The 19,595-nt window shown below is 55.7% G+C and carries 22 protein-coding genes and 1 pseudogene; 6 read left to right on the forward strand and 17 right to left on the reverse strand.

What is annotated here, in order from left to right:
* Positions 1 to 237: 237 nt before the first annotated feature.
* The 3 genes from BCA33_RS13660 to rho all read right to left on the reverse strand — a co-directional run bounded on the left by BCA33_RS13660 (position 238) and on the right by rho (position 2,351).
* Entirely contained in the window at positions 238 to 840 is a 603-nt protein-coding gene (locus BCA33_RS13660) for a nucleotidyltransferase domain-containing protein (RefSeq protein WP_071266676.1), read from the reverse strand.
* A gap of 146 nt (positions 841 to 986) precedes the next feature.
* Complete coding sequence (locus tag BCA33_RS20525) at positions 987 to 1,157, reverse strand: hypothetical protein (RefSeq protein ID WP_175469791.1); 171 nt, start codon at positions 1,155 to 1,157, stop codon at positions 987 to 989.
* Positions 1,158 to 1,241: 84 nt separating this feature from the next.
* Entirely contained in the window at positions 1,242 to 2,351 is a 1,110-nt protein-coding gene (gene rho, locus BCA33_RS13670) for a transcription termination factor Rho (RefSeq protein ID WP_254774405.1), read from the reverse strand.
* A gap of 63 nt (positions 2,352 to 2,414) precedes the next feature.
* On the opposite strand from rho, the gene BCA33_RS13675 reads away from it, so the two are divergent.
* Both BCA33_RS13675 and BCA33_RS13680 read left to right on the forward strand, forming a co-directional pair.
* On the forward strand, positions 2,415 to 2,846 hold the full coding sequence (locus BCA33_RS13675; protein ID WP_071266683.1) for a tautomerase family protein: 432 nt from the start codon (positions 2,415 to 2,417) through the stop codon (positions 2,844 to 2,846).
* A gap of 78 nt (positions 2,847 to 2,924) precedes the next feature.
* On the forward strand, positions 2,925 to 3,248 hold the full coding sequence (locus BCA33_RS13680) for a thioredoxin family protein (protein WP_071266686.1): 324 nt from the start codon (positions 2,925 to 2,927) through the stop codon (positions 3,246 to 3,248).
* 128 nt (positions 3,249 to 3,376) lie between these two features.
* Here BCA33_RS13680 and thpR read toward each other — a convergent pair whose 3' ends face one another.
* Positions 3,377 to 3,886: an RNA 2',3'-cyclic phosphodiesterase gene (gene thpR, locus BCA33_RS13685; protein ID WP_254774406.1), complete on the reverse strand. Its 510-nt coding sequence runs from the start codon at positions 3,884 to 3,886 to the stop codon at positions 3,377 to 3,379.
* Between the two features lie 653 nt (positions 3,887 to 4,539).
* On the opposite strand from thpR, the gene BCA33_RS19870 reads away from it, so the two are divergent.
* Genes BCA33_RS19870 through BCA33_RS13695 form a run of 3 tightly spaced genes read left to right on the forward strand, consistent with a single transcriptional unit; the run spans position 4,540 to position 7,147 of the window.
* On the forward strand, positions 4,540 to 4,794 hold the full coding sequence (locus tag BCA33_RS19870; protein ID WP_083394758.1) for a type II toxin-antitoxin system HigB family toxin: 255 nt from the start codon (positions 4,540 to 4,542) through the stop codon (positions 4,792 to 4,794).
* An 8-nt stretch (positions 4,795 to 4,802) separates the two neighbouring features.
* A complete protein-coding gene (locus tag BCA33_RS13690; protein WP_254774407.1) occupies positions 4,803 to 6,020 on the forward strand; it encodes an ImmA/IrrE family metallo-endopeptidase in 1,218 nt (405 codons plus the stop codon).
* Between the two features lie 2 nt (positions 6,021 to 6,022).
* Entirely contained in the window at positions 6,023 to 7,147 is a 1,125-nt protein-coding gene (locus tag BCA33_RS13695) for a beta family protein (RefSeq protein WP_071266688.1), read from the forward strand.
* A 449-nt stretch (positions 7,148 to 7,596) separates the two neighbouring features.
* Here BCA33_RS13695 and BCA33_RS13700 read toward each other — a convergent pair whose 3' ends face one another.
* The 13 genes and pseudogenes from BCA33_RS13700 to urtA form a co-directional block, all read right to left on the reverse strand.
* Positions 7,597 to 8,175, reverse strand: a complete 579-nt coding sequence (locus tag BCA33_RS13700) for a HupE/UreJ family protein (RefSeq protein WP_071266690.1) — start codon at positions 8,173 to 8,175, stop codon at positions 7,597 to 7,599.
* 42 nt (positions 8,176 to 8,217) lie between these two features.
* On the reverse strand, positions 8,218 to 8,856 hold the full coding sequence (ureG, locus tag BCA33_RS13705) for an urease accessory protein UreG (protein ID WP_071266692.1): 639 nt from the start codon (positions 8,854 to 8,856) through the stop codon (positions 8,218 to 8,220).
* A gap of 39 nt (positions 8,857 to 8,895) precedes the next feature.
* Positions 8,896 to 9,597: an urease accessory protein UreF gene (locus BCA33_RS13710; RefSeq protein WP_071266695.1), complete on the reverse strand. Its 702-nt coding sequence runs from the start codon at positions 9,595 to 9,597 to the stop codon at positions 8,896 to 8,898.
* Positions 9,581 to 10,081, reverse strand: coding sequence for an urease accessory protein UreE (ureE, locus tag BCA33_RS13715; RefSeq protein WP_071266697.1), 501 nt, complete (start codon positions 10,079 to 10,081; stop codon positions 9,581 to 9,583). The genes BCA33_RS13710 and ureE overlap by 17 nt, the downstream gene beginning before the upstream one ends.
* Positions 10,082 to 10,101: 20 nt before the next feature.
* A pseudogene (ureC, locus tag BCA33_RS13720) lies at positions 10,102 to 11,804 on the reverse strand (urease subunit alpha).
* Complete coding sequence (locus tag BCA33_RS13725) at positions 11,801 to 12,118, reverse strand: urease subunit beta (RefSeq protein WP_071266699.1); 318 nt, start codon at positions 12,116 to 12,118, stop codon at positions 11,801 to 11,803. Before BCA33_RS13725 ends, ureC begins: the two are co-directional and overlap by 4 nt.
* Positions 12,119 to 12,128: 10 nt before the next feature.
* On the reverse strand, positions 12,129 to 12,431 hold the full coding sequence (gene ureA / locus BCA33_RS13730) for an urease subunit gamma (RefSeq protein WP_071266701.1): 303 nt from the start codon (positions 12,429 to 12,431) through the stop codon (positions 12,129 to 12,131).
* A 29-nt stretch (positions 12,432 to 12,460) separates the two neighbouring features.
* On the reverse strand, positions 12,461 to 13,384 hold the full coding sequence (locus tag BCA33_RS13735; RefSeq protein ID WP_071266704.1) for an urease accessory protein UreD: 924 nt from the start codon (positions 13,382 to 13,384) through the stop codon (positions 12,461 to 12,463).
* Positions 13,381 to 14,079, reverse strand: coding sequence for an urea ABC transporter ATP-binding subunit UrtE (gene urtE / locus BCA33_RS13740; protein WP_071266795.1), 699 nt, complete (start codon positions 14,077 to 14,079; stop codon positions 13,381 to 13,383). The genes BCA33_RS13735 and urtE overlap by 4 nt, the downstream gene beginning before the upstream one ends.
* A gap of 17 nt (positions 14,080 to 14,096) precedes the next feature.
* Entirely contained in the window at positions 14,097 to 14,921 is an 825-nt protein-coding gene (gene urtD / locus BCA33_RS13745) for an urea ABC transporter ATP-binding protein UrtD (protein WP_071266706.1), read from the reverse strand.
* Positions 14,918 to 16,042: an urea ABC transporter permease subunit UrtC gene (gene urtC / locus BCA33_RS13750; RefSeq protein WP_071266708.1), complete on the reverse strand. Its 1,125-nt coding sequence runs from the start codon at positions 16,040 to 16,042 to the stop codon at positions 14,918 to 14,920. Before urtC ends, urtD begins: the two co-directional genes overlap by 4 nt.
* Positions 16,043 to 16,045: 3 nt before the next feature.
* Positions 16,046 to 17,650, reverse strand: coding sequence for an urea ABC transporter permease subunit UrtB (gene urtB, locus BCA33_RS13755; RefSeq protein ID WP_071266710.1), 1,605 nt, complete (start codon positions 17,648 to 17,650; stop codon positions 16,046 to 16,048).
* Between the two features lie 107 nt (positions 17,651 to 17,757).
* Positions 17,758 to 19,056, reverse strand: coding sequence for an urea ABC transporter substrate-binding protein (gene urtA / locus BCA33_RS13760; protein ID WP_071266712.1), 1,299 nt, complete (start codon positions 19,054 to 19,056; stop codon positions 17,758 to 17,760).
* Positions 19,057 to 19,432: 376 nt separating this feature from the next.
* Between urtA and BCA33_RS21950 the strand changes: the two genes are divergently transcribed.
* A complete protein-coding gene (locus BCA33_RS21950) occupies positions 19,433 to 19,585 on the forward strand; it encodes a hypothetical protein (RefSeq protein WP_254774408.1) in 153 nt (50 codons plus the stop codon).
* The last annotated feature ends 10 nt before the right edge of the window (positions 19,586 to 19,595 follow it).

Genomic DNA, 19,595 nt, shown 5'->3' on the forward strand with positions numbered 1-19,595 from the left:
ACCCGCCTTGGCGGCAGCCACTTCCTGGCTTGCGCCATTTTGTCGGTGCTGCATGAACAGCTCCTCTTGTCGGTTGGTTATGTGTTGGCCTGGCACCCTTTGCTCCACCATGGAAAACAAGGGGCCAATTGTTACACCCAACCGGCCAAGATAGTTGTCGTTAACCGGTCATCCTAATTGTCGCCGAACACCTCATGGTGGAGTTTGTGTATCCGGACCAGGTTCTCCAGTGCTTCTTCATTCATTGATGCTTCCTTTCAATAATATGTACTGTCCTTCCAGGACCTTCCTCAAAAAAGGGTTATTGTTAGCTCGACGTTTCTTAAACTCTTCTTGCTTGTAGAGGGTTGGGTTGATGGTACGGGAAAGCTTGGTTTCTGCTGGCTCCAACGCTTCAAAAGCCTCCTCCAGGGTGAGGGAATCCGATACCAACATGAGGTCGATATCGCTATTAGCATGATCGGTCTTCTTCGCCACCGAACCATAAATCAGGGCCAGATCGATTTTATCACTAATCGAATTGAGAGCATCTTCAACCTGTTGTTCTGGACCGAGCAGTTTGGAGACAAGAGAAGACAACTCCGGAAAAACGGGCGAGTCCGGGTTGGCTCTATATCGTTTCTGGCGCCCCTGCAGCTTCACTTGCACCAGGCCGCTATCCACCAGACGTGCCAGTTCCCGCTGCACAGCCCCCGAACCTGCTTCCGCCTGCTCGATGAGCTCTTTGATCGAAAAGTCCCTTTCCTGACGTGCGAAGAACAGTCGCAGCACCTTTTGGCGGGTTTGTGAGAACAGGGCATCCGCTAATCCAGTGCGGTTCGATGTTGTTACTGCTGGCATGTAAATTACGCCCCTAAAACCCATTTTGGGTAATTATATACCCAAAATGGGCATCTCGGAACTTTAAAGCCGAATTGCCCGCCTTTACTGCGTGGCCTGATCAATCTTTTCCGCCTGCTTGGCCGCCTCATCCTCCATAAACTTCTTCATGTCGTCTTCAAACTTCGGCACACCGCCCGGGCTCGTCGGAACCTTTGGCGGCTTGTTGGCCCCATTTCCGCGGCCTGTTCAGCGTTGGCTTCCTTACCCCTGTTCAGTTGCTGAGTCACCAACAGACCAACAACCAATACAGCGGCGAGCAAAAGGATCAGTTTCATAACGGTTTCCCATTCAGTAGTTACCGACCAGATTAGCTCATAGAACTGTCCCGATTTTCCCGAGGTCATCACTCACACGCATCATCATCCTGGCCCGGGGATGTTTTTCAGAAGCTCGGCATTTGTGGGGTACTTCTCAAGCAGCTCAACCAACTTTTTTGTGCCCTCTAGCGGTTTAAGACCGCCAAGCGCCCGGCGCAATGCTCTTATTTTGTCTAAATCTTTTGGATCCAACAGCAGCTCTTCACGGCGTGTACTGCTTTTCGAAATATCCAGCGCGGGAAAGATTCGCTGATTCGCAACGTCTCTCGATAAAACCAGCTCCATGTTCCCCGTGCCCTTAAATTCCTCAAAGATAACCTGGTCCATACGGCTGCCGGTATCCACCAAAACAGTCGCCAAAATGGTCAGCGAGCCGCCATTCTCAATGTTTCGTGCAGCGCCAAACAACCTCCGCGGAATCTCCATCGCTCGGGCATCCACCCCGCCAGACATAGTACGACCGCTGCTCTTTCGCTCCGCATTATGCACACGCGAAAGCCTCGTGAGAGAGTCAATCACAATCATGACGTTGTGACCCTCGCCCGCTTGCTGGCGGGCGATATCAAGAAGTTCATCGGCAACGCGAACGTGATGAGCATAGCTTTCATCCGAAGAAGAAGCGTGTACCTCAGCCGGGACGCTACGCCTGAAATCAGTGACCTCTTCGGGTCGCTCATCTATCAATAACGCGTAAAGTTTAATCTCGGGATACGCCTTTCCCACCGCCTGGCAAATATGTTTCAAAATCGTCGATTTTCCAGACCCCGGCGGCGCAACTATCAAACCTCGCTGCCCCATGCCAATCGGCGTGATCAAATCCATCGCGCGCACCGTGAGTTTTTCTGAACCTGACTCCAAGCGAATCCCCGGCGTTGGATTGATAGCCACACCATTTAAAAAACGTTTTTGTGGATCGGCCTCACCTTCCACCTCAACCATAGCTTCGGCTTCCTCAGCCACTGGTTTAGCGTCTTTATTTCGTTTTCGGGTTAAACCTAATGTCTTTCTCGTCATGATTGTTTGATAGCTCTTGTTTGATAGATATTTTTCGAAATGGGCTGATAACGTCAAAAAAACAGTGTGCACAAAATAAGTCTGTCTCGGTTTTCCATGCGCGTGGCCATGCTGACAAGCGTTGCTATAGTGAAACAAGCTACCCCACTTTCCATCTTGGCCAGACCCATGCATACATGCAACGCTCGTTAGGACTTCCCAATGCCCACTTACACTGTAACAGTCGCGAATCTTTCCCTGTCGCTGCAGCAGAAATCACAGATAGCGGAGGCCATCACAACGGCCCATCACACGCAAACCGGCGCGCCCCACTTCTTCGCCCAGGTTCTGTTTTTTGCGACCAACGAGGGTGAGCACTTTGTCGGTGGCCGCGTAAACTCAGCGCCCCAGGTGTATGTGCACGGACTGGTACGCGAGGGCCGCAATACCGAGGTCAAGCAGGCCCTGATGAGCCAGATGCTTGAAAAGGTAGTGCAAATCACGGGCACAACGGCTGAGGACGTCTGGATTTATCTGCAGGACATTCCAGCCACTCAGATGATCGAGTTTGGCCGGTTTCTGCCAGCGCCGGGCGACGAAGCCGAGTGGGAAAAGGAAATGACACCAGAGAAGCGTTCCGGGTTGCCCGATTAAAGGAGCACTAACACTCGACGACCTCAGAAAACCGGGACAGATTTATTTTCCAAACGGATAACCCAACAAGGAGACACCATGTCGTACACCAGCCGATATACACCCGAAACCCTGAGCCGTGATGAGCTGGACCAGAGCACGGGCCCAATGGTGATCGAATTCGGCACCAACTGGTGCGGGATCTGCCAGGGTGCTCAGGCGGACATCAAGGCGGCAATGGACAATCACCCAAGCGTTCCGCATGTGAAGGTTGAAGATGGCAAAGGCCGCAGATTGGGGCGGACGTTTGGCGTTAAGCTCTGGCCGACCCTGATTTTTTTGAAGGATGGTGAAGAAATAGCGCGGGTCGTCCGCCCAGAAGACAGCACCGACATCGAAGATGCACTGCTAAAAATTCGCTAAGGCCGGCGCCGGCAATTGCTGGCCTGCCAGGAACAATACGGAAACTGGAAAATAAATCTGTCCCGGTTTTCGTGTGACCAACCTTGGCGACGATCACATGGCGCGAGTCATGTAAGGAAAGCGTTCAATCACCGTGTATACCGAACCACCGGAGCCTTGTTCGCTCTCAAAGAGTACGAACTGATCCACCTGAAACGACCCGAAAGCCGTTTCCCCATACTCGGCCAGCAAGCCCTGAACCGAACCGGGCTGGCGCTTGAATCTGGCAGGGTGATATGGGGACGGAATGCCCGACTTTCAGTTGTTAATCCAAGGTTCTCCATTTGGCCTTTAATCGCGCTATGGAGACTGGCAACGGGAGCCGTCGGCTGGACTCCCGCCCAAAGATTTCGAGGGGCACAAGGCTGACCGAAACAACCCAGCCCCGTAACACTCAGCTCAAAAGGCGCCAGGGGAATATTGCGGGCAGCCTCGCACACCGCCGATAGACGTTCTTCTTCCACGTCGCCAAGGAACAGCAATGTGATGTGTATCTGCTCAACACTTTGCCATTTGGCAGCGGACATCTCTGCCGTGGTCTTCAACAGGCGGGCTTTGATACGAGCGGGAATCTCCAGTCCGAAGAATAGCCTGCGCATGGATCTATTCCTCATAACTCATCTTGTGCACCATATCACCGTCTATCTTGAGCGCCCCCTTCTGCGAACAGTATCCAAAGTATAGTTCGCCCCGCCCGGCGCAGTCATCGACTTACGGATTCCCCATCCACCACAAAAGAATAAACCTGTTCCGGTTTTTTCCGTCATGGCTCGCCTTGCACCTGTTTTGACTTACACCCGTCTAGAGCACAACGGCGGGTCCGTGCAGACGAAGCTTGAAATAGAGGCGGGTTGGTTGCGCGCTAGTTACAGGGGCCTATTCATCGAGCTGTGCTGTGCGACACACGACTATAATCTGCACGTAAATACGAGTCAGCTGAACAAGCTTGGCAATCCATTCGCTGCACCTTGCCGGTGGAGCCGCAATAAACTTGGTTCATCGTGCCCTATAAAAAGCTGTGAGCTCACAGAACCGACGCTGAGCTAAAACCTACAGATATCAGAAGCGTTGCCGTGATCCCCATTGGCACGGCATTCGATGTCGACGTCTACGGGCGACAATTCGGGTTTTTCCTCTAAGACCGTCATCACGAAACTCCCGCGATGCAGCAGCCATCCAATTTCCCAATTTGGGAGCTTGAAACCTCCTCTGATTACGCGCATAATGTTCCCAAATTGGGAAACGTTAAGCTATGCGACTTATAGGACGGGGAAAATTACAGTGCCTTTCGCGCACGGACGAATCGGCGCGTACTTGGATATGCGCATGGGTCGCAGAACTTACTGACGCGAACTGGAAAAGACCAGCGGATGTGAGTCAACAGTTTCCGAACGCTCGACAGTCTCAGCCGGGCAGCTTCATTTTCCCCATAAGCAACTGTAACAAAGAGGTTTCCCTGCAAATTGCTTTCCAACAAGGCATCGCCGTTATCACCGGCCTTCAGTGAAGACAGAAATGATGGACGCTAAAGTAATTCGCACAGAGGAACAATATATAGCTTACCTTGATGAGGTTCAGGCTCTAATTGCTGAAGATCCCAAGTTGAACTCTAAAAAGAGTGAACGACTTGAGCTGCTTACAGTTTTGCTAGAAGCGCATGAAAATTCAAAGTATCCAGTGGAAAGCCCGGATCCAGTCGACGCCATTTTATTCCGCATGAACGAGAAGGGCTTGAAGCAAGCTGACCTAGTGCCTTATTTCGGCACGAGCAGTCGAGTTTCTGAGGTGCTAAATCGCAAACGGCCTCTAACCGTCCAGATGATTCGGGCACTGACTATCGGCTTGGGTATCTCTGCCGAAACATTGATTGGCGCTTCGCTTCCCGACGCCCCTATCAACAAGCGATCTGTAGATTGGTCGAAGTTTCCGATCAAAGAAATGGCGCGCCGGGGTTGGATAGAAAATTTGGGAAAAGTAGCCAAGGACAACGTTGAAGATTTGGTGAAAGGCTTCATTTCAGATGCTGGGCTGCAATTCGGTGCCGCATCATTTCGTAAAACATTTTCTGGGGAGGCGGAAACGCCAACATCTAGGTATGCCTTGTATGCTTGGTTAGCACGGGTAATTCAGAAAGCTCGGGACAAAAAGAGCAACTTAGGCCGTTATGAAACTGATGTACTTTCTGCCAATTATTTGAAAGAGCTTGCTCAGCTAAGTCGGTTTGATACGGGTCCTTTATTAGCGATTGAGCAATTAGAGAAATCAGGCATCGCTGTAGTAATTGAACCTGCACTGAAAGGCACACTGTTGGACGGAGCCGCTCTTAAAGATTCTGATGGAACCCCTATTATCAGTCTCACGTTGAGGTATGACAGGATTGATCATTTTTGGTTTACGTTGGTGCACGAAGTCGCTCATATTTGGAAGCATGTTGGTAACAATGAGGCCTTTTTGGATGATTTAGATACATCATCCGAAGATCGAAAAGAGGCAGAGGCCAACCGCTTAGCAACCGAAGCCTTTATTCCGCGTGTAAAGTGGCGGAGAAGCGATGCTTATACGACGCCAAGCAAGGACACGATTGAAAGATTTGCAAAGGATTTGAAGATCCACCCGGCAGTAATCGCCGGTCGACTCCGAAGGGAATCGGGGAATTATAGCCTGTTCTCCGACTTGGTGGGACAGAACCAAATACGCCAGTTGTTTCCATCCGACGAGAAAATTGAGGCTTAGTTATGAACATTCTCTACTTCCCCATATTAAAAGCAAAAGATGCTGAATTTGATTCGCTTCGTAATGCGTCACAAAATGTAACGAACAGCATGATACCTTTGTTCGAGGTTCCTAGATTCAAACCGGAGCTCAAAAAATACAAAGACAATCCACATGCTAAGGCCACCTTTTTGTCCGAAGTAAGTCGAAAGATAGGCGAGCTTCGGCCTGGCATGTATGCGATGTTCGACACATACCATTGGCAGGATCCAGCCGACAAGGTCGAAACAGGGGAGCACCATTTAAACTACCTTTACAACTCTTTGAAGAGTGATGGCGTTAATGTCGTACCTGTTGTTGGCTATGATCGCTGGGATGATGACGAATATCGTTTAGCATTAAAAAGCATATCGAGAATGCACACTGGTAAATTTTGTATCAGGCTAGAGCGATTTGCATTTGATGATGTTAGCGACCCCACTCACTTTCACGAACGATTGAGTGAAATTCTTAATTATCTTGAGATCAATCCGGCTAACTGTCACGTTACTCTTGACCTCGAGGATCTGAGTGCACTGCCAATAGTAGATATATTTAACAGTTTTGATTCACTATTTTCTCAAATTACTGGTTATGGTTTTTCAACATACTCTATTGCTGGGTGCTCTCTGCCGAACTCGATTGACAAGGTGATTAAAGACCGAGATTCTTGTGGCTCAGTATTGCGAAGAGAAATGCTGCTTTGGAAAAATGCTCGAAAACAACACCCCACCTTCCGTATATATTTTGGGGATTATGGCGTTAGAGGCCCTAGCACCGGTGAGACAGGATATGGAAACACTAACGCCAAAATCCGATATACCATTGACGATGAATTTTTCATCGTCAGGGGGCATGTAATCAGAAAGCCAATTGGTGGTTTCCAGCATTGCGAACTAGCCCAAACTTTAATTAATTCTGGTCACTACCTTTGTTCCGGTTTTAGCTGGGGAGACAACGAAATTCAGCGATGCGCAAATAAAGAAATAGGTGGCGGGCCGACAACTTGGATTAAGATTGATACGAGCCATCATGTCGCGTATGTGGTTGCAGAAGTAGCTGAATTTGAACGCACTACAGCGGCCCAGACTGCCCGTATTGGAGAATAGCAGGGAGCTTGAGGGGTTAAATTTATTTGTAAGCGCCCCACGAACTACACCGGAATGATTTCGCCCTGATTCCATGGCAACAACTGGTTGCCATCATCGTCGGTTGTCGATGATGATGGCACTTTGATGAGTGCTTCCACCAGGCATGCTTAGGCCTCAAGACCATTGGCTAGCGCCATTTCGATCAGGTTATAGATTCTGGCGCTGGCGTGTGCATCCTTTAGCGCCTGGCTGAAGGGCCAGCTTTGCGGCCAATGACGAATGGGCGTGTGGCATTTTACACCGGGTTGTTATCCAACCAGATACGACCATCCGTCCGGAAAACGGTCAGTTTGGGTGGTAATCCCCCCGTTTTAGTGGGGTGTTTTCGGGGGGATTACCATGCCGGAGCCGACGTGAAGCCGGCTCCAATAGCCAGTAACATCGTAGAATGTTTTCCTGGCCAATTTTCAACCAGCTACCAAAAAAGCCCCAACTGCTGCCACAACACCGCCCAACGTTCGGCCAACCCGGCTATCTGTCTTGAGCATCAAAGCACCAAGCCCACGCCCCACACACGTCAACGCCACCGTAGCGATAGAGAACCCGGCAAGGTAAGCCACCAACGCCGCTCCGGCGGGCATTTCAGCTCCGTGCGCAAACCCATGAAACACCATGAACGCCGCAACCAGGGAGCCGCCCACAGCGGTCGGCAGCTTGGCCATGGTGGCAATCAGAATACCTGCCAGCAGCACCGAAAGTGCGATACCGGTTTCCACGCCCGGCAGGCTCAAGCCGCCCCAGGCAATGCCAGCGCCGACGACCATGCCGCCGATGACGAACAGCGGTGTGCTGTTTTTTAGTGTGGCGGATTGGCGCACGCTCCAGAAGCCGATTGCGGCCATGGCCAGCAGATGATCCAGGCCCTGCATGGGGTGCAGCAGGCCGCTGGTGAAGCCGGTGCCTGCGTCGTGGCCGACGTGAGCAGAGGCCGCTGTCGCGGTAACCATCAGGCCGGTGGCCATCAGTACTCGGGTGATTGCTTTCATAATGTTTCTCCTGGTTTTCAATAGATTCTGTTCACCGGGCCTTCAGGCGGTTTCGGCAAGTTTTTCCGGGCGTCGTTCCGGCAGCATCCCGCGCTCCAGAATAAAGCTGATAATCGTCTCCAGCCCTACCCCGTCATAAAGGTTGGCAAACACAAACGGCCGTTCGCCGCGCATCTTTTTGGAGTCCCGCTCCATCACGTCCAGCGAGGCGTGGACGTATTCGGCGATGTCGATTTTGTTGATAATCAGCAGGTCGGATTTGGTGATGCCGGGGCCGCCTTTGCGGGGGATTTTGTCGCCGGCGGATACGTCGATCACGTACAAGGTGAGGTCAGACAGTTCCGGGCTGAAGGTGGCGGAAAGGTTGTCGCCACCGGATTCGACCATCACCAGTTCCAGATTCGGGTGTCGGCTTTGCAGGTCGTCGATGGCCGCCAGGTTCATGGAGGCATCTTCGCGGATGGCGGTGTGCGGGCAGCCGCCGGTTTCCACGCCCAGTATGCGGTCGGCTGGCAGGGCGTCGTGCTTGAGCAGGAAGTCGGCGTCTTCTCTTGTGTAGATGTCGTTGGTGACCACGGCTATGTCGTAGTGGTCTTTCAGGGCTTTGCACAGCTGGCGCAACAGGGCGGTCTTGCCGGAGCCTACCGGGCCACCTACTCCAACTCTCAAACAATGTTTCATGGCGTGTTCTCCGTGTCTCTTGTAATCAGCGTTTGTTCTTCAGCTTCTGAAAAGCCGCGAATACTGGGTTTCGTGTAAGGCGCTGCCGAGGGCCAGGCCGGGCAATATCGGGCCAAGCTCTTCGTCGTCCCGCTGCAGGGCGGCTTCCACAGCCGTTACCAATAGCGGGCGCATGTGTTCAGTGATGCGTTGGGCGGCGGTATGGCCAAGGGGCAGCGCCTTGCAGGCAGCCGCCAGCTGATTTTCCAGCCAGGCCCAGGCGAAGCCGAGTAAGGTCAGGCGCTCGGGTACATTCCGGTGATGGGCCACCCAGGCGAACATGGTGATGTAGCCGGGTTCCTGCGGGATCAGGCTCGCATCCGGCAGCAGGCCCAGGTTGCGCAGCAGGGTGACCAATGCAGCGCCAAGGCGGGTGTCTTCGTCGCTCAGTTCGGCGGTTTCCCGGGTGGCGTGCAGCCAGTTGTTCCACTGTGCAATGGCTTTCGCATCGTCTACCGCCCAGGCGGTTTGCAAGCGCACCAGCAAAGGCAACTCGCAGCGGCTCAGGCCATCTTCCAGTACGCCTTCCAGCCATTGCTGCAAGTCTGTTTCGTTATTTACCCAACCCAGCTCAAAGGCACTTTCCAGACCCTGAGACCAGGCAAAAGCACCAATGGGCAGCGCAGGGCTGACCAGCTGCATCAGGCCCAGCAATGCCAAGTCGTTCGATGCGGCCGCTGGGCTGTTAATGGGAGTGAGCATGGTGATGGCCGTGCCCGTGGCTGTGGCCGCTATCGGCTTTTCCGGTCTGCGCATAGGCACCCGGTTCGGGATCAAAGGATGCCGTGTGATGAACAACCTCAGCACCCAGATGCTCGGCCAGTTCTTCCAGCACATGGTCTGGCGGAAAGCGAACCCAGCCGCCCTGATCATTCTCACCGATGGCGAGAGAGACGTGGCGATTGCCGAGGTGATAGCACAACCGCGCCAGCGGCAGGCCGGCTTCTATGCGGGCGGTTACCACGGGCTCTTCCGCTGCGCGGATGCGGATGATTTCGCCAGTTCTGGCTTGCAGCAGGTCGCCGTCTCGCAGCACCGGGCCGCGATCCAGAAACAGGCCAACGTCCTGGCTGGTTTCTGTGGTGGTGCGCAACCGGCCCCGCATGCGCAGTTCGTAGGGCAGAGTCAGGTTGTCGTGGATTTCGGAAGTTTCCACGTTGGTGATACGTTTAATCAGTTCCAGCATAAGGTTCTCCGGTTTCCGGCTCAGAACAAGTGGTAGCGCTGGGCCAGCGGCAGTTCAGAGGCCGGCTCACAGGTAAGCAGTTCGCCGTTTGCGTGCACTTCGTAGGTTTGCGGGTCTACGGTGATGTGCGGGCAGGCGTCGTTCAGTTTCATATCGCTCTTGCGCACCTGCCGCACGTTCTTGCAGGCCGCCAGCGGGCTGTCCAGGCCCAGTTCTTTGCCAATGCCCGCATCCAATGCAGCCTGGCTGACGAACGTCAGGCGCGTGGCACTGGCGGCTTTGCCGAAGGCACCAAACATAAGCCGATAATGCACGGGCTGGGGCGTGGGGATTGAGGCGTTGGGATCGCCCATGGGCGCAGCTGCAATCATGCCGCCCTTCACAATGAGGCCGGTTTTACGCCGAAAAACGCCGGGTTCCAAAGCACCAGGTCCGCCAGCTTGCCCACTTCTACCGAGCCCACTTCGTGGCCAATGCCGTGGGTGATGGCGGGGTTGATGGTGTACTTGGCAATGTAGCGTTTGGCGCGAAAGTTGTCGGCGCCCAGGCTTTCATCTTGCGGCAGCAGGCCACGCTGAACTTTCATCTTGTGGGCGGTTTGCCAGGTGCGGCACACCACTTCCCCTACCCGGCCCATGGCCTGGGAATCAGAGGCGATCATCGAGATAACGCCCAGGTCATGCAGGATATCTTCCGCTGCGATGGTCTCGCGGCGAATGCGTGAATCGGCGAAGGCGACGTCTTCCGGGATGTTGGGGTCCAGGTGGTGGCACACCATCAGCATGTCGAGGTGTTCGTCGATGGTGTTCACGGTGTAGGGCCGCGTCGGGTTGGTGGACGACGGCAGCACGTAGGGTTTGGAGCAGGCGGTGATGATGTCCGGCGCGTGGCCGCCTCCGGCACCTTCGGTGTGGTAGGTGTGGATGCAGCGCTCTTTGAACGCGGCGAGGGTGTCTTCCACGAAGCCGGATTCGTTTAGGGTGTCGGTGTGAATGGCCACCTGTACGTCGTATTTATCCGCCACGGTGAGGCAGTTGTCGATGGAAGCTGGGGTGGTGCCCCAGTCTTCGTGCAGTTTCAAGCCGATGGCACCGGCTTTAATTTGCAGCTCCAGAGCTTCGGGCAGGCTGGTGTTGCCTTTGCCCAGGAAGCCGATGTTCATGGGCTGGCTGTCGACGGCCTGGAGCATTTTGCCCATGTGCCAGGCACCGGGTGTGCAGGTGGTGGCGTTGGTGCCGGTGGCCGGGCCGGTGCCGCCGCCAAGCATGGTGGTAATGCCGCTCATGAGGGCTTCTTCAATCTGCTGCGGGCAAATGAAGTGGATGTGAGAGTCGATGCCACCGGCGGTGAGAATTTTGCCTTCGCCGGCGATGATTTCGGTGCCGGGGCCGATGACAATGGTGACGTCTGGCTGGGTGTCGGGGTTGCCGGCTTTGCCGATGGCGGCGATACGGCCGTTTTGCAGGCCAATGTCGGCTTTAACAATGCCCCACCAATCCAGAATCAATGCATTGGTGATAACAGTGTCCATCACGGTGTCGTCGGCGCGCTGGCTTTGGCCCATGCCATCGCGGATGACTTTGCCGCCGCCGAATTTTACTTCGTCGCCGTAGTGGGTGTGGTCTTTCTCGACCTCAATCCACAGTTCGGTATCACCCAGCCGCACGCGATCGCCCACGGTGGGGCCGTACATGTCGGCGTAGGCTTGCCTTGTTATTTTCATGTCTGCGCCTCCAGTTTGCCCATAACGTCGCCCCGGAAACCGTAGATCTCGCGATGGCCTGCAAAAGGAATCAAAGTGACCTGCCGCGACTGGCCCGGCTCGAAACGAATGGCCGTGCCAGCGGCGACGTCCAGCCGGTAGCCTTTTGCTTTAACCCGATCGAAAATCAACGCGGGATTCGCCTCGGCAAAGTGGTAGTGGGAGCCGATCTGAATCGGGCGGTCGCCGGTGTTGGCGACGTCGATGGTGATGCGTTCGCGGCCTTCGCAGAGTTCGATATCGCCGTCTTTGAGCTGGTATTCACCGGGAATCATGGCGCGCACCTCAAACAATGGGGTTGTGGACGGTGACGAGTTTGGTGCCGTCCGGGAAGGTCGCTTCCACCTGCACTTCCGGGATCATGTCGGCGATGCCATCCATTACGTCGTCGCGGGTCAGAATCTCCGCGCCGCTGCTCATCAGCTCCGCGACGGACTGCCCTGCTCTGGCGCCCTCCATGATTTCAGCGCTGATCAGGGCGATGGCTTCCGGGTAGTTCAGTTTCAGGCCCCGGGCTTTGCGGCGTTCGGCCAGCAGACCGGCGGTGAACAGCATCAGTTTGTCTTTGTCTCTGGGCGTCAATTCCATGGTTTATCACTCCGCTATGCGCATGTTGTTCAGGTCAGCCAGATTCGGGGAACGCTGGCAGGCTGGCCGGTGAGCTTTGGCCTGAGCAGTTCCCAGGCTTGTTGGCAAAGCGCCCAGGCTTCGTTTCTTTCCTGCCCCAGATAGCGCAGCAGCAATACGCCACGGCGCCGAGTGACGGCCCATCGCGGGTTCGCTGGCAGGGCTTCCCGCAGCGCTTCAATAGCACCACTTTCATCTTCCAGGCCGACAACCCACAGGGTGGCCTGTACGGTAGCGCCGCCTTGGCCCCAATGGCCTTTGAACCGGGGATGTGCGGGGTCCATAAGCTGGCGCTCAAGCCACAGTGGGCGGCCGCCCAGCAGCAGGCGAAAACGTTGTTCCAGGTGGCCGGAGACAAACGGCAAATTGCTGGCCGGGCGGCCGAGGGCGAGGATTTCCCAGCCGATGCATTTGGCGCCAGTTTGCAGTTCGATGGTGGTGGTCTGTTCGCCCCGGGAGCCATCAAATGCGAGGGTTTCCTGGGGCAGGTATTCGAGGATGCCGTTGTTAGCTACCTGCAGGCGGGTGTGCTGCCCCCAGGCAACGCCGTGGCTATCGGCTTTGTAGAGCTTGGCGGCGGCAGGCGTGGTTAGCAGCACATGGGCGCCCTCTCCCACCGAGGCCTCGATGCGAAGCTCGTCACCGCTGACCAACCCGCCGGGCGGGTGCAACAGGTAAACGTGGCAGCAGCCGTTTCGCCCTTCCGGATAGAACGGCCGCTGCACTCTTAACGGGCCATGGTGTTTTCGGTGCGCCAGACGTGTAACCGGTTTGCTCTCTTCCCCCCTTACCACTTCCGCTCGTGCTTCAAAGCCAAGAGACAAGCCGGCAGCCCAGCGTCGCTCCAGATCGAATCGGTGTCCCGAGCCCTGATCTGGTTGGCGGCACTGTTCTACCCGTTGGAAAGCCGTCATACCGTCAGGTGCTTTTTGATCAGCTCATCGGTCAGGCCGGCGATCTCTCCCTCGGCCACTCGGCGGCCCCGATCAAGGATGGCGAAGCGGTCGGCGTATTTGCGGGCAAACGGCAGCTTTTGCTCCACCAACAACACGGTGAGGCCGTCTTCCTTGATCAGCTTGCGGATAACCTCGCCAATCTGGGCGACGATGTTGGGCTGAATGCCTTCCCCCGGTTCGTCGAGGATCAGTAGGCGGGGTTCGATCACCAGCGCACGGCCAATGGCGAGCTGTTGCTGTTGGCCGCCGGAAAGGTCGCCGCCCCGGCGGTGGCGCATCTCTTTCAGTACCGGAAACAACTCGTACACCCGTGCGGGGATTACCTTGCAGCCGTCTTTGCGCACGGCCAGGCCGGTGCGGAGGTTTTCTTCCACGGTCAGCAGCGGGAAAATCTGCCGGCCCTGGGGCACATAACCAATGCCGAGGCGGGCACGGTCTTCTATTTTCTTTTGGGCGAGTTCCACGTCCTTGGCGAACACGAGGGAGCCGCTTTTTACGCTTTCCTCGCCCATGATGCATTTCATCAGAGTAGTCTTGCCCACGCCGTTTCGCCCCATCACGCAGGTGCACTGGCCCTGGGGTACGTCCAGTTCCAGATCCCAGAGAGTGTGGCTTTCGCCGTAATACTGGTTGAGCTTGTCGATCTTCAGCATCAGGCTTTCAGTTGGCATCAGGCTTCCTCCCCGAGATATACCTTGATCACTTCCGGGTCGTTTGAGACCTGGTCCATTGAGCCTTCCGCCAGCACGCTGCCCTGATGCAGAACGGTGACTTTGCGGGCGATGGAGCGCACAAAGCCCATATCGTGCTCTACCACCACCACCGATTGTTTGCCGGCCAGACTGGTAAGCAGTTCGGCGGTACGTTCCATTTCCTGTTCGGTCATGCCGGCGACCGGCTCATCCACCAGCAGCAGGCGCGGCTTCTGCATCAGTAGCATGCCAATCTCCAGCCACTGTTTCTGACCGTGGGAGAGGATGCCGGCGAGGGCCTGGCGCAGCTCTTTCAGGCCAATCATTTCCAGCACTTCATCGATGCGATCCCGGTATTCCGGTGTCATCAGTGCAGTCAGCGTCGGGAACACCCGCTTGTCCGCCGCCATGGCCAGTTCCAGATTCTCGAACACCGTCAGCGCTTCAAATACCGTGGGCTTCTGGAACTTGCGACCGATGCCGAGGGAGGCGATGTCTGGCTCGCTCAGGGTGAGCAGGTTGTGGCGGCTGCCAAACCACACCGAGCCGGTGTCCGGGCGGGTTTTGCCGGTAATGATGTCCATCATGGTGGTTTTGCCGGCGCCGTTAGGGCCGATGATGCAGCGCAGTTCACCGTCGTCGATGGTGAGGTTGAGATTGTTGATGGCCTTGAAGCCATCAAAGCTCACGTTCACATCTTCCAGGTACAGAATGGGGCCGTGCCGCACGTCCACAGGGGACTGTGCTGGCGCAAGAAATTCAAATACCCTATCCCTGTTGGTCAGTTCCTGAAGAATGCTCATGCGGTAGCCTCCTTCGCCGGGGGCGTGTTACTGGCGTCGCTGGACTTCCGTGGTTTGAACAAGAGGCCGGCAATGCCTTTGGGCAGGAACACGGTCACCAGAACAAACAGACCACCGAGGGCAAACAACCAGGCATCGGGCATGATGCCGGTGAACACGGTTTTGCCGTAGTTCACCAATATCGCCCCAATGACGGCGCCGTATAGCGTGGCGCGGCCACCCAGTGCCACCCAGACCACCACTTCGATGGAGAACAGCGGCGAGAATTCGCTGGGGTTGATGATGCCCACCTGGGGCACATACAGCGCACCTGCCACACCTGCCAGCATGGCGGAGACCACAAACACGAACAGCTGCACCCGCTCCACCCGATAACCAAGGAAGCGTGTGCGTGCCTCGGCATCCCTACAGGCAACACTCACGCGGCCCAGTTTGCTGGTCACAATGCCGCGGCAGATAAGGTAACCCATGGCCAGCGCAATGCCGGTGGCGATAAACAGCCCAAGCCGGGTGGCATCGGTGCGCAGATCAAAGCCGAGCATGTCCTTGAAATCCGTCAGGCCGTTGTTGCCGCCAAGGCCCATCTCATTGCGGAAGAAGGCCAGCATCAGCGCAAAGGTCAGCGCCTGCGTGATGATAGACAGGTATACACCGGTCACCCGTGAGCGAAAGGCCAGGAAGCCAAACACCAGGGCAAGAATCCCCGGCGCCAGCAGAACCATCACAAAGGCGAACCAGGCCATGTCGAAACCCAGCCAGTACCAAGGCAGTTCCTGCCAGTTCAGGAACACCATGAAATCCGGCAGCAACGGGTCGCCGTAGACGCCGCGATCGCCAATCTGGCGCATCAGGTACATGCCCATGGCGTAGCCACCCAGGGCAAAGAAAGCGCCGTGGCCCAGGCTGAGGATACCGAGGTAGCCCCACACCAGATCCACCGCCACCGCCAGCAATGCGTAGCACAGATACTTGCCCAGCAGCGTAACGGTGTAGGCGCTTACGTATAGGGCGCTGTCCTGCGGCATGAACACATGCAGCACACTGACAAGCGCCAGGGAGGCGAAGAGCACGCCCAGGAAAATTCGAGTTGAACGCTCCTGCAAGGGTCTCATTAACCACATACCTTAACCCTCTGCCGCACGGCCCTTCTGGGGAAAGAGTCCCCGGGGGCGTTTCTGAATGAACAGGATGATGAAAACCAGCACCATGATCTTGGCGAGTACTGCACCGGCCCAAGGTTCCAGAAGCTGGTTGATGGTGCCCAGCGTCATACCCGCCAGCAGGGTGCCCCAGAGGTTACCCACGCCGCCGAACACCACCACCATGAAGGAATCGATGATGTAGGCCTGGCCCAGGTTGGGCCCGACATTGGTGATCTGCGAGAGTGCAACACCGGCCAGGCCGGCGACGCCGGAACCAAGCGCGAAGGTGAGGATGTCCACTTTCGTAGCCTTGATACCCATGGAGCGGGCCATGGCTCGATTCTGGGTCACTGCGCGCACTTCCAGCCCAAGGCGGGTCTTGCGCATGATCAGCATCAGGCCCGCGAACACCACCAGCGCAAAGCCGATCACGTACAGGCGGTTAAGTGTTAAAGACAGTGCTTCGTTGATCATCACCGAGCCGCTCATCCAGTCCGGCGTGATCACGGTGCGATTGAGCGGGGAGATCACGGTGCGCACAAGCTGCTGCAGAATCAGGCTGACACCGAAGGTGGCCAGCAGGGTTTCCAGCGGTCGGCCTTTCAGGTGCTGGATCACGGTGCGCTCTATCGCGATGCCCGCCAGTGCCGCCACCAGAAAACCTGCAGGGATGGACAGGATCAATGCCAGGCCGGGCTGGCCCGGCAGCAATTGCTGCATGCCCCAAGTGGTATAGGCACCCAGCATGATCAGTTCGCCATGGGCCATGTTGATGACGCCCATCACGCCGAAGGTGATGGCAAGGCCAATGGCGGCCAGCATCAGTACCGAGCCGAGCGACAATCCGAAGTACAGAGTCTCAGCCGCGCGGTTCAATTTCAGCTTCTGTTCGATGCTTGCCATGGCTTTAGTGGCTGCGGCTACCAGCGCGGCATCGTCGCTACGCATGGCTTGTTGCAGGGCAGCGCGGGCTTGTGAGTTGAGGCTGCCGGAGAGGGTCGCTACAGCAGCAACATCGCCCTGCTCTTCCACTTGATAAATAGCCAGGGCTTCGGTGAGTGCCGCCCGAACAGAGTCGCTCTTTTCGTCGCTCATCAATTCCGGTAGTCGCTCGGCGAGAACGCCATCCACGCTGCCTTTGAGGGCGCGGGCGGCAGTTAACCGGTTGTGCTCTTCAGGGCTCTTCAGATCAAGCACCGAGAGAATGCTTTCAAGTTCATTGCGCAGTGCGTTGTTAACACGAACGGTGTCTATGTCGCGGCGGGAAATTTCACCGAGGTTTTCGCCGGTGAGTGCGCTTTCCACAGTCCAGTCACGGCCCCGGTTTTCCAGCACAATAATGAATTGCCCGCTGGATTCGATGCGGCCCAGTTTATTGCTGGCGAAAGATTCGAGCCAGCCTCGGGCGCGCTCATCGCCACTACCGGCGATCTGGTTGACCACCTCTTTCTTTTCCGCAAACGAAGATTCTGCCAGAGAGGTAAGCAACTGCTGCGCTTCCGAATCGTCTACCTGAGCCTGCACAAGGCCGGGGTATAGCACGAAGACTGTTAGCAGCAGATGGCTGAGCAATCGGAAGATGCCCATGTTTGTGTCCTGTCCTGATGAATAAGGGGGCTGTAAGTTAAAACGCTGTTCGAGAAAACGGGCGAGGATCAGACCTCGCCCGTATCACGGTGCAGACCGCTTAAACCTTACTCAGCAGCGACTTTCGCCTGGCCACCGCAGGTACCGGAAACCACATTGAAGTTTCCGCAGAACAGCGGCTTGCGCCAGTCACTGATCAGATCTTTGGAACCCGGCAGGAAATCAGACCAGGCGTCGCCCGCCACGGTAGACGGCGTTTCCCAGACCACGGAGAACTGGCCGTTGTCCTGAATCTCGCCGATCAGCACGGGCTTGGTGATGTGATGGTTCGGCATCATGGTGGCGTAACCACCGGTGAGGTTGGGAACGGAAACGCCGATGATGGCGTCTTTCACGGCGTCTACATCCGCCGTGCCGGCCTTCTTGACCGCCTCAATGTACATATTGAAGCCGATGTAGTGCGCTTCCATGGGGTCGTTGGTAACGGCATCTTCGTTGTCGGAATAGGCAGCCCAGGCATCGATGAAATCGTAGTTGGCGTCACTCTCCACACTCATGAAGTAGTTCCAGGCCGCCAGATGCCCCACCAGAGGGCCAGTGTCTATGCCAGACAGTTCTTGCTCACCTACGGAGAAGGCAACCACCGGGATGTCGGCGGCCTCGATACCCTGGTTGCCCAGTTCTCGGTAGAACGGCACGTTTGCATCACCGTTGATGGTTGAAACCACAGCGGTTTTCTTACCTGCACTACCAAACGCCTTGATGTCGGAAACGATGGCCTGCCAGTTGGAATGACCAAACGGCGTGTAGTTGATCATGATGTCGGCAGCGGCCACGCCTTTGTCCTTGAGGTAGGTCTCGAGGATCTTGTTGGTGGTGCGCGGGTAGACGTAGTCGGTACCTGCCAGAACCCAGCGCTCAACGCCGATGTCGTTCATCAGGTAATCAACCGCCGGGATCGCCTGCTGATTGGGCGCTGCACCGGTATAGAACACGTTCTCGGAGGATTCTTCACCCTCGTACTGAACCGGGTAAAACAACAAGCCGTTGAGTTCTTCTATCACCGGCAGTACGGATTTACGGGAAACCGAGGTCCAGTTGCCGAAGATCACGTCGACTTTTTCTTTTGCCAGCAGCTCACGGGCCTTTTCGGCAAACAGCGGCCAGTTGGAGGCAGGATCCACAACAACCGGTTCAAGCTGACGACCCAGCACTCCGCCGGCTTCGTTCTGCTTTTCGATCAGCATCAGCATAGTGTCTTTCAGGGTGGATTCACTGATCGCCATGGTGCCGGAGAGGGAGTGCAGAATGCCGACCTTGATAGGATCTTCCGCTGCAACGGAGTTGAAAGAGATGGAAAGTGCCAGTGCAGAGAGGCTTAGTTTCACGTGTTTACTGATGCTCATTTCATCGTCCTTTGCATTCTAGTGGGTTGTGCAGTTCGTCAGCAACGCAAGCCTCCTGTGCATGAGCTGTTCCAGACTTATAAAAGTTGTTTATTTATCAGACTCTTACTTTGAAAACATGAATCAGTACACGGCTCCGAAGCTTCAGCTTCGGACCTAAAAGCGTGCAGCGGAAACCAGCCTGCTCAGTTATGGTGCGGTCAGGCACAAGGTGGTGGTGGAAAGTGACGGCAGGAACAGGCCCGACCCCAACCCTCCTTGCAGATTGCTGAACATAAACCATTGGCATAACATGCAGGCAAAGGGTTCCCTCCCACTATTAGCAAAAATGCATTCTTTTGAATGCACTATCCCTTAGCCATCAAGGAAAATTACAATGAAAAAACTCGCTTTGAATGCGCTTACGCTCGGCATCTCCCTGGCTTTCGCCAGCACCGCTTTTGCATCCGACTTTACCGATATGGATCCAGTCACTCTGCGCCTGGCACATGTGTCAATGAGCAAGATGGTTTTCATATTGCCGCCGTAAAATTCCAGGA

Origin of the sequence: Marinobacter sp. AC-23, from assembly GCF_001858325.1 — a bacterium.
Lineage (GTDB): Bacteria > Pseudomonadota > Gammaproteobacteria > Pseudomonadales > Oleiphilaceae > Marinobacter.